This window comes from Variovorax sp. LARHSF232 (assembly GCF_052871435.1).
Window position 1 is genome coordinate 334,541 of the sequence record NZ_JBIXJS010000004.1, and the last position, 13,851, is coordinate 348,391.

Genomic DNA, 13,851 nt, shown 5'->3' on the forward strand with positions numbered 1-13,851 from the left:
TCAGACATGCAGAAAATCCTTCGCCAGATCGCCGCCGAAATCAAGGTTGGTGAGCACCAGGTGAAAGCGGCCGTCGACCTGCTCGACGGCGGCGCCACAGTCCCCTTCATCGCCCGTTACCGCAAGGAAGCCACCGACGGCCTGGACGACGTGCAACTGCGCGAGCTCGAAGCGCGCCTGTCGTACCTGCGCGAACTGGAAGATCGGCGCGCCGCGGTGCTCAAAAGCATCGACGAGCAGGGCAAGCTCACGCCCGAGTTGCGCGCCGCCGTCGAGGCCGCGCCGACCAAGCAGGAGCTGGAAGACCTGTACCTGCCGTTCAAGCAGAAGCGCCGCACCAAGGGCCAGATTGCCCGCGAAGCCGGCATCGAGCCGCTGGCCGACAAGCTGCTGGCCGACCCGACGCTCGATCCGGCGGTGGAGGCGCAGGCCTTCCTGAAGCCGGCCGAGACGCTGGACGACGGCAAGCCGGGCCCGGATTTCTCCACCGTGCCGGCCGTGCTCGACGGCGTGCGCGACATCCTGTCGGAGCGCTGGGCGGAAGACGCGGTGCTGGTGCAACGCCTGCGCGAATGGCTGTGGAACGACGGCCTGCTCAAGTCCAGCCTGGCCGCCGGCAAGGACGAGAACAACGCGGACGTGGCGAAGTTCCGCGACTATTTCGACTATGACGAGCCGATCGGCCGCGTGCCCTCGCACCGTGCGCTGGCCGTGTTCCGCGGCCGTGCGCTGGAAATTTTGGACGCCAAGCTGGTGCTGCCTCCCGAGCCCGAGCCAAGCAAGCCGAAAGACGTGAAAGCGCCACCTGCGGTGTCGCTGGCCGAAGGCAAGATTGCGCTGCACCTGGGCTGGAGCCATGCCGGCCGCGCCGCCGACGACCTGATCCGCAAGTGCGTGGCCTGGACCTGGCGCGTGAAGCTGAGCCTGTCGAGCGAACGCGATCTCTTCACCCGGCTGCGCGAAGATGCGGAGAAGGTGGCGATCAAGGTCTTTGCCGACAACCTGCGCGACCTTTTGCTGGCCGCGCCGGCCGGTCCGCGCGTGGTGCTTGGGCTCGACCCGGGCATCCGCACCGGCGTCAAGGTCGCGGTGGTGGACGCCACCGGCAAGCTGGTCGATACCGCAACCGTGTTCCCGCACGAGCCGCGCAAGGACTGGGAAGGGTCCCTGCACACCCTGGGCAAGCTGTGCGCCAAGCACAGCGTGAACCTGATCGCGATCGGCAACGGCACGGCCAGCCGCGAGACCGACAAGCTGGCGGCCGACCTCATCAAGCTGTTGGCCAAGATGGCGGCGCAGGCCGGCCAGCCGGAGCTGAAGATCGACAAGGTGGTGGTAAGCGAGGCGGGTGCCTCGGTCTATTCCGCTAGCGAATTCGCCAGCCAGGAAATGCCCGACGTGGACGTCAGCCTGCGCGGCGCCGCCAGCATCGCGCGCCGCCTGCAGGACCCGCTGGCCGAACTGGTGAAGATCGACCCCAAGAGCATCGGTGTCGGCCAGTACCAGCACGACGTGAACCAGAGCGAGCTGGCGCGCACCCTGAGCGCGGTGGTGGAAGACTGCGTGAACTCGGTCGGCGTGGACCTCAACACGGCCAGCGTGCCGCTCTTGTCCCGCGTGTCGGGCTTGTCAGGCAGCGTGGCCAAGGCCGTGGTGCGCTGGCGCGAGGCCAACGGCGCTTTTGCCAGCCGCCAGCAGCTCTTGGAAGTGACCGGCTTCGGCGCCAAGACCTTCGAGCAGAGCGCGGGCTTCTTGCGCGTGCGCGGCGGCAGCAACCCGCTGGATATCACCGGCGTGCACCCCGAGACCTACCCGGTGGTGGAAGATATCCTGCAAAAGACCGGCAAGCCGGTTGCCGAGCTGATGGGCCGCGCCGACATGCTCAAGACCCTGCGCCCGGAGCTCTTTGCCAACGAGAAGTTCGGCGTCATCACCGTCAAGGACATCCTCTCCGAGCTGGAAAAGCCCGGCCGCGACCCGCGCCCGGACTTCAAGGTGGCGCGCTTCAACGACGGCGTGGAAGACATTGCCGACTTGAAGGAAGGCATGGTGCTCGAGGGCACGGTGAGCAACGTGGCCCAGTTCGGCGCCTTCATCGACCTGGGTGTGCACCAGGACGGCCTGGTGCACGTGAGCCAGCTCAGCCACAAGTTCGTCAACGATGCGCGCGAGGTGGTGAAGACCGGCGACATCGTCAAGGTGAAGGTGATGGAAGTGGACGTGGCGCGCAAGCGCATCGGCTTGTCGATGAAGCTGGACGCGGCCCCAGCGCGGCGCGATGGCCCGCGCGACAACCGCTTCGAGGGGGCAGGGCGCGGGCAGCAACAGCAGCGCCGCGACAACTCGCCGCAACCCTCCAGCCAGATGGCCAACGCCTTCGCCAAGCTGCAGGGCCTGCGCAAGTAATTCATGACCACGCCCTGCGTAGCGGCCGCCGCATGAAAGCCCTGCGCATCTATGCCGGCCCGCTGGCGCGCCAGCACATCGAGGCGCAGGGCTTGCGGCCGCAGGACGTGCGCGTGGTTCCAGGTGCTGCAGGCGGGCCCAAGGGCCTGATCCTGGGGCCGATCGACCGCTTCATCTTCGGTGAGTGGCTCGAGCGCTCCCGCCAGCCAGTGCACCTGGTGGGCGCATCCATCGGTGCCTGGCGGCTGGCCAATGCCTGCCTGCACGATTCGGTGAAGGCCTTCCAGGATTTCGAGCATGGCTACGTGCACCAGCATTTCGAGCTGCCGGCCGGCCAGAAGCGGCTGACGGCCAAGCAGGTCAGCGCGCAGTTCGGCGATGGCCTGCGCCAGTTCTACGGCGGGCGCAGCGGCGAAGTGCTGATGAACCCGCGCTACAGCCTGCACGTGATCACCGCGCGCGGGCGCCACATCCTGGGCCGCGAGGGCGCGGCGCGCACGCCTTTCGGCTACCTGGGCGCCTTCATCACCAACAGCGTGCGGCGCAAGTCGCTGGGCGCCTGGCTGGAGCGGGTGGTGTTCTCCACGCCCGGCGCGGCCTTGCCCTTTGCGACGCAAGACTTCCGCTCGCGCCAGGTCGAGCTGACCGAGGCGAACTTCGAGGCGGCACTGCAGGCATCCTGCTCCATTCCCTTCATGCTGGAAGCGGTGCACGACATTCCCGGCGCGCCGCCCGGCGCCTACTGGGACGGCGGCATCACCGACTACCACCTGCACCTGAACTACAGCAACGACGAGGGCATCGTCCTGTATCCGCACTTCCAGAAGGCGGTGGTGCCGGGCTGGCTGGACAAGGGCCTCAAGTGGCGGCACCAGAGCACGTCCTACCTGGACCGCATGGTGGTGCTGGCCCCGAACCCGGAATGGGTGCGCACCTTGCCCAATGGCAAGCTGCCCGACCGCAACGACTTCGCGCGCTACGGCAACGACGGCGCGGCGCGCGCCAAGGTGTGGGCCCAGGCTGCGGCACAGGCGCAGCAGCTGGCCGACGAATTTGCCCAATGGCTGGAACCCGGCGATGCGCGCGACGTGCTGCCGCTGTAAGGTCCGGCCAGTGCCATCATCCATCGACTGCGTGAGGAGAAATTCACCATGACCGTGACCCGCATCATCGGCCTGATCCTGATCGTGGCCGGCATCGCCGGCATCGGCACCGGCGGCTTCAGCTTCACCAAGGAAACGAAGCAGTTGAAGCTCGGCTCGATCGAGCTGTCGGTGAAGGAGCAGGAGAACGTGATCTTTCCCACCTGGGCCAGCGTGGCCGTGATCGTGGTGGGCGGCGCGCTGCTGGTCTTCGGGGGCAAGAAGGGCTAGTTGAAGTCCAGCGGGCGCAGCTCGATCGCCCGGCCGTGCGGCGTGCGCTCGGCGGCACGCGCCCAGGCTTCGCGGTAGCGCACCAGGTCCTCGGCGCTGCTTGCGCCCTTGCGGGCCACCAGCGCCTCGAGCGTGGCCAGCCAGTGGCGATAGTAGGTGTCGCCGAGGTCGGCATCGCCGCCAGCCCGGGCCGCGGCGATCTGTTCGGCCAGGGCCTGCGCCCACTCGGGCCAGCTGAACAGGCCGCGCGCGTGCAGCGACACCGCCATGGCAAAGGCGTGCGCCTCCCAGGGCTCACGAAAGACGGGCTCGCTGCCGTCGCGTGGCATGCCGGCAAAAAGTTCGGCGGATGGCTTCATGGCTCGATCGGTTCCAGATAGCTTTCCCAGGCGTCGATGGAAACACTGAGGCCCGGTTGCGCCGCCGCACCCCAGAGTTGCTCGCCATCGAAGCGCACCGTGTAGAGCCATTGAGGCGCTTCGCCCAGCCCTTGCGCATTCGCGTCGGCAAACACATGCATGCCGTGCACGCGCTCGATGGTGCCCCGCTTGCCCTGGGCATAACCGGGCAGGCGGGTGTGGTGCTCGACATGGCCGGCGCGTGTGCGTACCTGCTGACCGCCGGAAAAGCGCGCCGGTTGCGTGGCCGCGCGCTCGGCGGGCGAGCCCTTGGCCAGCGCCTGCGCGACGTCCGCGGCCCTCAGCACGCGCTTCACCGGTGGCGGTACGTGGAGTGCGCGTCCGGCCTCGATCTCATCGGGCAGGAGCTGGCCGCGCTCGGCCATCAGCTTCTCCAGCGCGGCCAGCCAGATCTGGTAGTAGCTCAGCCGGGCGTAGTGGGGCAGGGTCTCGCGTGCGCTGCGGCTGGCGTCGATGTTCCAGCTGCCGGTGGCGCCCATGGCCAGGGTGAGGGCCAATGCGCGCGCCTCCCAGTTGCCATGGAAGATGTCGCTCTCGGGCTCGGGAACGATGGCGCCCGGGACATCGCGCCCGCCCAGGTCGGCATGGCTCAGGTAGCGCATGGCGCGGCTCCTGGCTGGCGCGGCAGGCCTGTGCCGATCATCGAATCGCGCGTCACCAGCTCGGCCAGCTGTTCCTCGCTCCAGCCCTCGGTGCCGGCCGGCCGTTGCGGCACCACCAGGTAGCGCAGTTCGGCGGTTGAATCCCAGACGCGGATGGCCTTGCCGGGCGGCAATTGCACACCGAATTCCGCCAGCACGCCGCGCGGATCGCGCACCGCCCGCGATCGGTAGGGCGCGCTCTTGTACCAGGTGGGCGGCAGGCCCAGCACAGGCCAGGGGTAGCAGCTGCACAAGGTGCACACGACCATGTGGTGCTGCGAATCGTCGTTGAACACCGCCACCATGTGCTCGCCCTGGCGGCCGGTGAAGCCCAGCGAGGCGATGGCGGCCGTGGCATCGCGCTGCAGCCAATCGTGGAAGCCGGGGTCGACCCAGGCGCGGGCCACCACGCGGGCACCGTTGCGCGGGCCGATCTTCGTCTGGTAGGTGTCGATCAGGACATCGAGGGCGGCCGGGTCGATGTAGCCCTTTTCGGCCAGCACGCTTTCGAGCGCGCGCACGCGCAGGTCCATCTCGCCGAGTTCGCTGTGCGCGTCATGATCGTGGGGGTGATCGTGAGGATGCGCGTGGTCGTGATCGTGGTCGTCATGTGCCATGCGCGAATGCTAATCCTCACGGGCAAACCCTGGGCGCTGCAACGTTGCGGGCCTTTCAGAATGCCCCACAGCACCAAGAAAGAAGGAAACACAAGACATGCCCCAGCACCGCCTGACCCGCCGCGCCTTCAACCTGACCGCCGGCGCCGCCGCCGTCACGCTGGCGTCGCCCTCGTTGGCCCAGCCGGCGTGGCCCAGCAAGCCGATCCGCATCGTCGTTCCCTACACGCCCGGCGGCTTCACCGACCAGATGGCGCGGCTGGTGCAGCCGGGCCTGCAGGCGCGCCTGGGGCAGCCGGTGGTGATCGACAACAAGCCGGGCGCCAACAGCCAGATCGGCGTCGACGCGGTGGCCAAGGCGCCACCCGATGGCAGCACCTTCGGCGTGGTGATCGCCGCCTACGCCGCCAACACCACGCTGTACCCCAAGCTGCCCTACGACCCGGCCAAGGACCTGGTGGGCGTTTCGCTGATGGGCGTATCGCCGCTGCTGGCGGCGGTGAACAACGACGCGCCCTTCAAGACGGCGAAGGAACTGATCGACTATGCGCGTGCCAACCCGGGCAAGATCAGCTTCGGCTCATCGGGCAACGGTTCGGCCGCACACCTCACCACCGAGCTGTGGAAGGCGCTGACCGGCACCTACATGATCCACATCCCGTACCGCGGTGCGGTACCGGCGCTGACGGACCTGCTGGGCGGGCAGATCCAGCTCTTCTTCGACGCGCCCACCGGCCTCATCAACCAGGGCAAGGCCGGCAAGGTGCGGCTGATCGGCGTGGCGGGCGACAAGCGCCTGCCGGCAGTGCCGGAGGTGCCCACCTTCATCGAGCAAGGCTTTGCCGGTTTCACCGGCAGCACCTGGGCCGGCATGCTGGCCCCTCGCGGCACGCCACGCGAGATCGTCAAGCGCATGTCGGAGGAGGTGGCGCGCATCATCCAGTTGCCCGAGACCCGGGCCAAGCTGGATGCCATGGGCACCTTTCCGGCCGGCAGCACGCCGGAGGAGTTCGACGCCTTCATCGCCGCCGAGACACGCAAGTGGGGCGACGTGATCCGCCGCGCCGGCGTCAAGGCCGATTAGGCCAGCCCTACATCGAGGCTTCGAGCATCCCGCGGTAGTCCTCGCGCGTGGCCAGGCGAGGGTTGGTCTTGTGGCAGTGGTCGACCATCGCGCCGTCGATGATCTTCTCGAACATATCGGGCGTGACGCCCACCTCGGCCAGGCCCCTGGGCAGGGAAAGGCGCGCGTTCATGTCGCGGATGGCCACACCCAGGTCGCCGGCCGAATCGAGGTGCATCGCGCCGGCCATGCGCTGAAGGCGCCGGTCTTTCTGCACCGACTCCGCGCCCGAATTGAACTGGATCACGGCCGGCAGGAACAGGGCGTTGAGGGTGCCGTGGTGCAGGCGCGGATCGATGCCGCCCAGGCTGTGGCTGAGCGAATGCACGCAGCCCAGGCCTTTCTGGAAGGCCATGGCGCCTTGCATCGATGCGCTCATCAAATTCAGGCGCGCCTCGCGGTCCTGGCCGTCATTGGTGGCGCGCTCGATGTGGCCCCAGGCGCGCTCCAGGCCGTCCAGCGCGATGCCGTCGGCGGGCGGATTGAAGGCGGCCGACATGAAGGTCTCCATGCAGTGCGCGATGGCATCCATGCCGGTGGCGGCCGTCAGCCGCGGCGGCAGGCCGAACGTGAGTTCCGGGTCGCAGATGGCGGCCTTGGGCATCAGGAACCAGCTGTGAAAGCCCAGCTTGCGGTGGTCGTCGACGATCACGATGGCGCCGCGCGCCACCTCGCTGCCGGTGCCGCTGGTGGTGGGCACCGCAATCAGCGGCGCCACCCTGTCGGTGATCTTGGGCGAGCCGCCTTCGATGGTGGCGTAGGTCTTGAGCGGCCCTTCGTGCGTGGCGGCAATGGCCACGCCCTTGGCGCAGTCGATGGCCGAGCCGCCGCCCACCGCGACCAGGCCGTCGCAGCGCTGTGTGCGGTAGACCTCGACAGCGGCGCGCACTGCGGCTTCGGTCGGGTTGGAAGGTGTCTGGTCGAACACCGCCACCTCCAGGTCGCCCAGCGCATCCAGCGCCTTTTGCAGGATGCCGGCGGCACGCACACCGGCGTCGGTGACGATCAGCGGCCGGTTGATGCCGACGCGCGCGCACTCGGCGGACAGGTGCTGGATGGCACCAAATTCGAACTGGATCTGCGTGAGGTACTGGATGAGCGCCATGGCTTTTAGTGGACGGTACGATTCGAGCCGCTCAATCTAACAAACCTCGTCTCCCCGAAGCCATGAACAAAACCCTTGCGGCAGCACGCCGCCGTCGCCTGGGCGACACGCCCGCCTCATGAAGCTGCCCGTACTGACGCCGAAGATGGCCGGCGTTGTCGAACGCATGCAGCGCGCGGGCCATCCGCCCCTGAACGCCGTCACGCCGCAGCAGGCGAAGGCAGCCTACGAGAAGGGCGCCGGCGTGCTGGAAGTGCCCAAGCCCGAGCTCGCACGCGTCGAGGATTTCTCCATCACGGCGCGCGACGGCCATGCGCTGCCCACCCGCCTGTACGCGCCTTCGCAGGAGCGCCTGCCGGTGCTGCTGTACTTTCACGGCGGCGGCTTCACCGTTGGGAGCATCGCCACGCACGACACACTGTGCCGCGTGCTGAGCCTGAAGGCCGGCTGCGCGGTGGTGTCCGTGGACTATCGCCTGGCGCCCGAGCACAAGTTTCCGACCGCGGCCGACGATGCGTGGGACGCCTTCGCCTCCATCGCAGGGCAGGGCGCCGACAACGCGCTGCGCATCGACGCCAGCCGCCTCGCGGTCGGCGGCGACAGCGCCGGCGGCACGCTGGCGGCGATGTGCGCCATTTCGGCGCGCGATGCGGGAATCCGCCTTGCGCTGCAGCTGCTGTTCTATCCCGGCACCACGGCCCACCAGGACACGCCTTCGCACCGCACGCTGGCCGCCGCGCCGATCCTGACCGAAGCGCTGATCAGCTACTTCTTCGGCCAGTACGTGCGCGCCGCCGCAGACCGCGACGACTGGCGCTTCGCGCCGCTGAACGCCGACGACGTCGAAGGCGTGGCCCGGGCCTGGATCGGCCTGGCCGAGGTCGACCCGCTGGTGGACGAAGGCATCGCCTATGCCGACAAGCTGCGCGCCGCCGGCGTGCCGGTCGACCTGGAGATCTACCGCGGCGTGACCCACGAGTTCATCAAGATGGGCCGCGCCATTCCCGAAGCCCTGCAGGCGCATGCCGATGCCGCCAATGCCCTGCGCCAGGCATTTCACCACGAGCACTGAGACAAGCACCATGACCCAGCCCAAGAAATCCGACTTCCGCTTCTTCCACCGCCTGCGCGTTCGCTGGGCCGAAGTCGACATGCAGAAGATCGTCTTCAACGCGCACTACCTGATGTACTTCGACACGGCCATCGCCGACTACTGGCGCGCACTGGCCTTGCCCTACGAGGAGTCGATGCTTGCGCTGGAGGGCGACCTGTACGTGCGCAAGGCGACCATCGAGTTCAACGCATCGGCGCGGATCGACGACATGCTCGAAGTCGGCATGCGCTGCGCGCGCGTGGGGAGTTCTTCCATCCTGTTCGAGGGCGGCTTGTTCCGCGGCGACGAGTTGCTGGTGTCCAGCGAGCTGGTCTATGTGTTCGCCGACCCGGCCACGCAGACCTCGCGCCCGGTGCCTCAATTGCTGCGCCAGCTTTTCACCGACTACGAAGCCGGTGCACCGGTGTGCGAGTTGAAGGCTGGGTCCTGGGATGAACTGGGGGAGGGCGCCGGCGAGCTGCGCCGCGAGGTCTTCATCGGCGAGCAGCGCATCCCGGCCGAAATGGAATGGGACGAACACGACGCGGTGGCCGTGCACGGCGTGGCACGCAACCGCTTGGGCAAGGTTGTGGCCACGGGCCGGCTGCTTTCCGGGGAGACGCCGGGCCTGGCCCGCATCGGCCGCATGGCAGTGCACCGCGGCCTGCGCGGCGGCGGCTGGGGCGCGCAGGTTCTGCGCCTGCTGGAAGACGCGGCCCGCGCCCGCGGCGATCGCGAAGTGCGCCTGCATGCGCAGCGCAGCGCTGAGGCCTTCTATTTGCGACTGGGCTATGTGGCCAGCGGGAGTCCTTTCGAAGAGGCCGGGATTGCGCACATCGAGATGCAGCGGGCGCTTTGATCCTTCGGAATCTTCCCCGGCCCCTTGACGCCTTGTCCGATGTTCAACTTTGTCAAAAATTGATTCAATTGGCCGCGTGCTGTCACACATCGAGAAGAAGCAATGACCACCCAAGGAGGGGAGTCAGGGGGATTTCGAATCCCCGGCAGGCATCGCGCTCGCCGGGGATTTTTTTCGTTCAGAGGTCCGCCAGCAGCGGATAGGGCAGGGGCTCCACCGCCAGGGCCACGCCCTGCGGCCCGCCCACCTTCAGATCACCGGCTTGCAGGGCGGCGATCTGCATGGAAATGATGGCGGCCCAGGAGCCGTCTGGTGCCGGGGCCGCCTGCACCACCGTGCCGACGGGCTGCTCGGCGTCCTGGGCGGCAAACACCTCCTGCCCGGCGGCGACCGGCGCCTCGGCCCGCACCACGTAGGCACGGCGCTTGAGCGTGCCGCGGAACTGGCTGCGCGCCACGACTTCCTGGCCGGGATAGCAACCCTTCTTGAAGTTCACCCCGCCCACCGACTCGTAGTTGAGCATCTGCGGCACGAAGGCGTCGAGCACCGGCGCCGTCAGTGTGGCGACGCCGCTGCGCACCTCGGTCCATTGCCACAACGCGAGGTCCAGTTCGGGGCCTTCCGGCGCCGGGGTGCCAACCGGCGCGATCCAGAGCGCGCGCGGCACGCCATCGGCCGGGTAGAGCGACACAACACTTGCGGCGCCGGCCACGCTGCGCTGCCCGGGTGCCGCGCCGGCATCGATACCGTTGCTGGCAAGCGCCGTGCCGGCCAGGCCGAACAGCAGGTACTCGGCGCTGGCGTCACGCAGCTTGGCCTTGGCGCGCAGCACGTACATCGAAAGGCGCTTCAAGGTAGCGGCCAGGATGTCCTGGCTGCACACCAGCAGGATGGTTTCGGGCTGCGGCCGGATGCCGATGAGGCTGGCAATCATCCGGCCCTTGGCCGTGCACAGGGCGGCCAGGCGCGCCTGGGACGCGTCGAGCAGCGAGAAATCCTGGGTCAGCTGGCCATGCAGGAAGCTGGCCGCATCGGGGCCCTCGGCACAAATCACACCAAGGTGGGGAAGGGCGCAGGCGCCATTGAGGACGACGGGGTTCATCGCTGAATTATCATGGCCGGCCGCGACCCGTCCGGGGCGCAGGGCCTTGCGCCAACACCTGTCAAATTCAACCGCTTTCGCGTGCGCCGCTTCCTTCTCACCATCTTCCTTCTTGCATCCTTCGTGGCGCTGGGCGTGGGCGCCTGGGGCCTTTGGTGGGTGCACCAGCCGCTCGTATTGCCGGCGCCGTCGGTGGACCTGTCGGTCGAGCCCGGCACCACGCCGCGCGGTGTCGCGCAGTTGGTGGCGGATGCCGGCGTGGAAGTCCAGCCGCAGCTCTTGTACTGGTGGTTCCGCATCTCGGGTCAAGACCGGCAGATCCGCGCCGGCAGCTACGAGCTGGAGCGCGGCGTCACGCCCAAGACCCTGCTCAGCATCCTGGTCCGCGGCGCCGAAGCCACCCGCAGCGTGGTGCTGGTGGAAGGCTGGAACTTCCGCCAGGTGCGTGCCGCCCTGGCCAAGGCCGACCAGCTCAAGCCCGAAACCCTGGGCGAGTCCGATGAAGCCCTGATGGCCCGCCTGGGTCGGCCCGGCCAGCATCCGGAAGGGCGCTTCTTTCCGGACACCTACACCTATTCCAAGGGCTCGACCGACGTCGCCCTGCTGCAGCGGGCCATGCGTGCCATGGACCGGCAGCTGACGGCCGCCTGGGCTGCCCGCGCCGCCAATCTGCCGCTCAAGACGGCCGATGAGGCGCTTATTTTGGCCAGCATTGTCGAAAAGGAGACAGGCAAGCCAGGCGACCGACCCGAAATCGCCGCCGTCTTCATCAACCGGCTGCGCGTGGGCATGCCGCTGCAGACCGACCCGACCGTCATCTATGGCCTGGGTGCCGGCTTCGACGGCAATCTGCGCAAGAAAGACCTGCAAGCCGACTCGCCCTGGAACACCTACACCCGCGGTGGCCTGCCGCCCACGCCCATCGCCATGCCCGGCAAGGCGGCGCTTTTGGCGGCGGTGCAACCGGCGCCGAGCAAGTCGCTCTATTTCGTGTCGCGCGGCGATGGCAGCAGCCATTTCTCCAGCTCACTCGACGAGCACAACCGGGCGGTCAACCGTTATCAGAAGGGCGGCAAGCAATGAGGGCGCTGTTCCTGAGCCTGGAAGGCATCGATGGTGCCGGCAAGTCCAGCCACCTCAATGCGATCGAGGCGCTGCTGCGCAGCCATGGCCGCACCGTGACCCGCACCCGCGAGCCGGGCGGCACGCCGCTGGCCGAAGCGCTGCGCGAGCTGATCCTGCAAAAGCCGATGGACCCGCTGACCGAATCGCTGTTGGTCTTTGCCGCCCGGCGCGACCATATCCTGCAAGTGATCGAGCCGGCCCTGGCGCGCGGCGAGGTGGTGCTGTGCGACCGATTCACCGACGCCACCTTCGCCTACCAGGGCGCCGGCCGCGGCTTCGACACGCAGGTGCTTGCCACGCTGGAGCGCTGGGCCCAGGCGCGGCCCGGCAGCGGCGAGCTGCTGCAGCCCGACATCACGCTGTGGTTCGACCTGCCGCCCGAGATCGCCGCGGCCCGCCTGGCCGATGCGCGCGCGCCGGACAAGTTCGAGGCGCAATCGACCGCCTTCTTCCGGCGCGTGGCCTCCGGCTATGCGAAGCGGGCGGCCGCCGATCCTGGCCGCTTCATCCATATCGACGCCAACCGCAGCAAGGAAGAAGTGTGGGAACAGGTGGCCGATGCCCTGGCGCAGCGGGGGCTGACCCCATGAAGGACTGGCTTGCCGCGCCGCTGGCCGACCTGCTGCGCCAGCGCGGCCATGCCTGGCTGCTGCAGGGGCCGTCGGGCCTGGGCCAGTACGAACTGGCCTTGGCTCTGGCGTCCGCCTGGCTCTGCGAAGCGCCGACGCCGCAAGGCGCCTGCGGCCATTGCCCCAGCTGCCATGCCATCGAGGTGCGCACCCATGCCGACCTGTGCGTGCTGATGCCCGAAGTGGCCATGCTCGAGCTGGCCTGGCCGCTGGACGAAAAGTCGCAGGCCGACCTGGACGACAAGAAGCGCAAGCCCAGCAAGGAAATCCGCGTCGAAGCCATGCGCGACGCCGTCGCCTTCGCCCAGCGCACCAGCGGGCGCGGGCGCGGCAAGGTGGTGCTGGTGTACCCGGCCGAACGCATGAACAACGTCACGGCCAACACCCTGCTCAAGACGCTGGAAGAGCCGGTCGGTGATGTGCGTTTCGTGCTGGCCAGCGAGGCCGCTTGGCAACTGCTGCCGACCATCCGCAGCCGCTGCCTGGGCTACACCATGCATTGGCCGGAGCCGGCGGTGGCGCAGGCCTGGCTGGTACAGCAGGGCGTGCCCGCCGGCGAAGCCCCGACGCTGCTGCGCGCCGCCGGCGGCCGGCCCAATGACGCCTTGCGGCTGGCGCGCGCCGGCCTCACGGGCCAGATCTGGTCGAAGCTGCCGCAGGCCATCCGCCGCGGCGAGGTCGCGGCGCTGGCCGAACGCAGCCCGGCACAGGCCATCGACGTGCTGCAAAAGCTTTGCCACGACTTGCTGGCGGTCGGCGCCGGCGCGCAGCCGCGCTTCTTCGAGACAGCCGATCTGCCGGCGCCGCCGCCGATACGCAGTCTTTCTGCTTGGTCACGCTCTTTGGCAAACGCGGCAAAAACCGCAGAACATCCCTTCAATGCCGGCCTGATGCTGGAAGCGCTTGTGAGCGAAGCCAGAGTCCACCTAAACTTCGCCGGCAAACCCGCCCGCCCATGACCACCACCCCGTCCGCACCTACCGCCACCACGCCGCGTCCCAGCGTCATCCAGCTGGCCATCAAGGAAAAGGGGGCGCTCTATGCGGCCTACATCCCGCTCTTTGCCGAAGGCGGCATCTTCATCCCGACCTCGCGCGAATACCGCCTGGGCGATGACGTCTACGTGCTCCTGACGCTGCCGGACGACCCCACGCGCTACCCGGTGGCCGGCAAGGTGGCCTGGATCACGCCGGAGCGCGCTGCCGGCAACCGGGCGCCGGGTGTCGGCATTCGATTCCCCTCCGACGAGAAGTCGCGCCAACTCAAGGCGAAAATCGAGGATGTGCTGGGCGGTACGATTGCCTCGGACCGGCCGACTCAAACCATCTGAGTTCGGCTTTTCTCTTTTCTCCGGCGGGC

The 13,851-nt window shown here is 68.3% G+C and carries 15 protein-coding genes; 10 read left to right on the forward strand and 5 right to left on the reverse strand.

The genetic code is table 11. The features are described 5' to 3' along the window. The first annotated feature begins 6 nt into the window (after positions 1-6). The 3 genes from ACIPRI_RS13785 to ACIPRI_RS13795 are packed head-to-tail and all read left to right on the forward strand — an operon-like array spanning position 7 to position 3,779. A complete protein-coding gene (locus ACIPRI_RS13785) occupies positions 7-2,406 on the forward strand; it encodes a Tex family protein (RefSeq protein ID WP_446622015.1) in 2,400 nt (799 codons plus the stop codon). Positions 2,407-2,438: 32 nt separating this feature from the next. Continuing rightward, on the forward strand, positions 2,439-3,509 hold the full coding sequence (locus tag ACIPRI_RS13790; RefSeq protein ID WP_446622016.1) for a phospholipase: 1,071 nt from the start codon (positions 2,439-2,441) through the stop codon (positions 3,507-3,509). Between the two features lie 48 nt (positions 3,510-3,557). Continuing rightward, entirely contained in the window at positions 3,558-3,779 is a 222-nt protein-coding gene (locus ACIPRI_RS13795; protein WP_446622017.1) for a hypothetical protein, read from the forward strand. Here ACIPRI_RS13795 and ACIPRI_RS13800 read toward each other — a convergent pair. The 3 genes from ACIPRI_RS13800 to nthA are packed head-to-tail and all read right to left on the reverse strand — an operon-like array spanning position 3,776 to position 5,456. After that, positions 3,776-4,138, reverse strand: a complete 363-nt coding sequence (locus tag ACIPRI_RS13800; RefSeq protein ID WP_446622018.1) for a nitrile hydratase accessory protein — start codon at positions 4,136-4,138, stop codon at positions 3,776-3,778. The two genes, ACIPRI_RS13795 and ACIPRI_RS13800, sit on opposite strands and share 4 nt — an antisense overlap. Beyond that, entirely contained in the window at positions 4,135-4,800 is a 666-nt protein-coding gene (gene nthB, locus ACIPRI_RS13805; protein WP_446622019.1) for a nitrile hydratase subunit beta, read from the reverse strand. Before nthB ends, ACIPRI_RS13800 begins: the two co-directional genes overlap by 4 nt. Further along, entirely contained in the window at positions 4,788-5,456 is a 669-nt protein-coding gene (nthA, locus tag ACIPRI_RS13810) for a nitrile hydratase subunit alpha (protein WP_446622020.1), read from the reverse strand. Before nthA ends, nthB begins: the two co-directional genes overlap by 13 nt. A 97-nt stretch (positions 5,457-5,553) precedes the next feature. Between nthA and ACIPRI_RS13815 the strand changes: the two genes are divergently transcribed. Further along, the gene (locus ACIPRI_RS13815) at positions 5,554-6,540 is read left to right on the forward strand and encodes a Bug family tripartite tricarboxylate transporter substrate binding protein (protein WP_446622021.1); all 987 of its coding nucleotides are present in this window, start codon (positions 5,554-5,556) and stop codon (positions 6,538-6,540) included. Between the two features lie 7 nt (positions 6,541-6,547). Here ACIPRI_RS13815 and ACIPRI_RS13820 read toward each other — a convergent pair whose 3' ends face one another. Next, the gene (locus tag ACIPRI_RS13820; protein WP_446622022.1) at positions 6,548-7,684 is read right to left on the reverse strand and encodes an iron-containing alcohol dehydrogenase; all 1,137 of its coding nucleotides are present in this window, start codon (positions 7,682-7,684) and stop codon (positions 6,548-6,550) included. 118 nt (positions 7,685-7,802) lie between these two features. Here ACIPRI_RS13820 and ACIPRI_RS13825 point away from each other — a divergent pair, with 118 nt between their 5' ends. Beyond that, the gene (locus tag ACIPRI_RS13825) at positions 7,803-8,756 is read left to right on the forward strand and encodes an alpha/beta hydrolase (RefSeq protein WP_446622023.1); all 954 of its coding nucleotides are present in this window, start codon (positions 7,803-7,805) and stop codon (positions 8,754-8,756) included. A gap of 10 nt (positions 8,757-8,766) precedes the next feature. Beyond that, entirely contained in the window at positions 8,767-9,636 is an 870-nt protein-coding gene (locus tag ACIPRI_RS13830; RefSeq protein ID WP_446622024.1) for a YbgC/FadM family acyl-CoA thioesterase, read from the forward strand. A 178-nt stretch (positions 9,637-9,814) separates the two neighbouring features. On the opposite strand, the gene ygfZ is transcribed toward ACIPRI_RS13830, so the two are convergent. Continuing rightward, complete coding sequence (ygfZ, locus tag ACIPRI_RS13835; protein ID WP_446622025.1) at positions 9,815-10,738, reverse strand: CAF17-like 4Fe-4S cluster assembly/insertion protein YgfZ; 924 nt, start codon at positions 10,736-10,738, stop codon at positions 9,815-9,817. Between the two features lie 81 nt (positions 10,739-10,819). On the opposite strand from ygfZ, the gene mltG reads away from it, so the two are divergent. From mltG to ACIPRI_RS13855, 4 genes are read left to right on the forward strand one after another with little or no spacing between them, the layout of a single operon-like run. Beyond that, the gene (gene mltG, locus ACIPRI_RS13840) at positions 10,820-11,821 is read left to right on the forward strand and encodes an endolytic transglycosylase MltG (RefSeq protein ID WP_446622026.1); all 1,002 of its coding nucleotides are present in this window, start codon (positions 10,820-10,822) and stop codon (positions 11,819-11,821) included. Beyond that, positions 11,818-12,453, forward strand: a complete 636-nt coding sequence (gene tmk / locus ACIPRI_RS13845) for a dTMP kinase (RefSeq protein ID WP_446622027.1) — start codon at positions 11,818-11,820, stop codon at positions 12,451-12,453. Before mltG ends, tmk begins: the two co-directional genes overlap by 4 nt. After that, complete coding sequence (locus tag ACIPRI_RS13850) at positions 12,450-13,451, forward strand: DNA polymerase III subunit delta' (protein ID WP_446622028.1); 1,002 nt, start codon at positions 12,450-12,452, stop codon at positions 13,449-13,451. Before tmk ends, ACIPRI_RS13850 begins: the two co-directional genes overlap by 4 nt. Further along, positions 13,448-13,822 (forward strand): PilZ domain-containing protein, encoded by a 375-nt coding sequence (locus ACIPRI_RS13855; protein ID WP_446622029.1) that lies wholly within the window; start codon positions 13,448-13,450, stop codon positions 13,820-13,822. Before ACIPRI_RS13850 ends, ACIPRI_RS13855 begins: the two co-directional genes overlap by 4 nt. The last annotated feature ends 29 nt before the right edge of the window (positions 13,823-13,851 follow it).

Bases quoted from the DNA above. Each gene is read 5' to 3' on its own strand.
- ACIPRI_RS13830 (WP_446622024.1), top strand. From the start codon at position 8,767: ATGACCCAGCCCAAGAAATCCGACTTCCGCTTCTTCCACCGCCTGCGC.
- nthB (WP_446622019.1), bottom strand. From the start codon at position 4,800: ATGCGCTACCTGAGCCATGCCGACCTGGGCGGGCGCGATGTCCCGGGC.
- ACIPRI_RS13850 (WP_446622028.1), top strand. From the start codon at position 12,450: ATGAAGGACTGGCTTGCCGCGCCGCTGGCCGACCTGCTGCGCCAGCGC.
- ACIPRI_RS13795 (WP_446622017.1), top strand. From the start codon at position 3,558: ATGACCGTGACCCGCATCATCGGCCTGATCCTGATCGTGGCCGGCATC.
- ACIPRI_RS13785 (WP_446622015.1), top strand. From the start codon at position 7: ATGCAGAAAATCCTTCGCCAGATCGCCGCCGAAATCAAGGTTGGTGAG.
- ACIPRI_RS13855 (WP_446622029.1), top strand. From the start codon at position 13,448: ATGACCACCACCCCGTCCGCACCTACCGCCACCACGCCGCGTCCCAGC.
- tmk (WP_446622027.1), top strand. From the start codon at position 11,818: ATGAGGGCGCTGTTCCTGAGCCTGGAAGGCATCGATGGTGCCGGCAAG.
- ACIPRI_RS13790 (WP_446622016.1), top strand. From the start codon at position 2,439: ATGAAAGCCCTGCGCATCTATGCCGGCCCGCTGGCGCGCCAGCACATC.
- ACIPRI_RS13815 (WP_446622021.1), top strand. From the start codon at position 5,554: ATGCCCCAGCACCGCCTGACCCGCCGCGCCTTCAACCTGACCGCCGGC.
- nthA (WP_446622020.1), bottom strand. From the start codon at position 5,456: ATGGCACATGACGACCACGATCACGACCACGCGCATCCTCACGATCAC.
- ygfZ (WP_446622025.1), bottom strand. From the start codon at position 10,738: ATGAACCCCGTCGTCCTCAATGGCGCCTGCGCCCTTCCCCACCTTGGT.
- ACIPRI_RS13820 (WP_446622022.1), bottom strand. From the start codon at position 7,684: ATGGCGCTCATCCAGTACCTCACGCAGATCCAGTTCGAATTTGGTGCC.
- ACIPRI_RS13825 (WP_446622023.1), top strand. From the start codon at position 7,803: ATGAAGCTGCCCGTACTGACGCCGAAGATGGCCGGCGTTGTCGAACGC.
- ACIPRI_RS13800 (WP_446622018.1), bottom strand. From the start codon at position 4,138: ATGAAGCCATCCGCCGAACTTTTTGCCGGCATGCCACGCGACGGCAGC.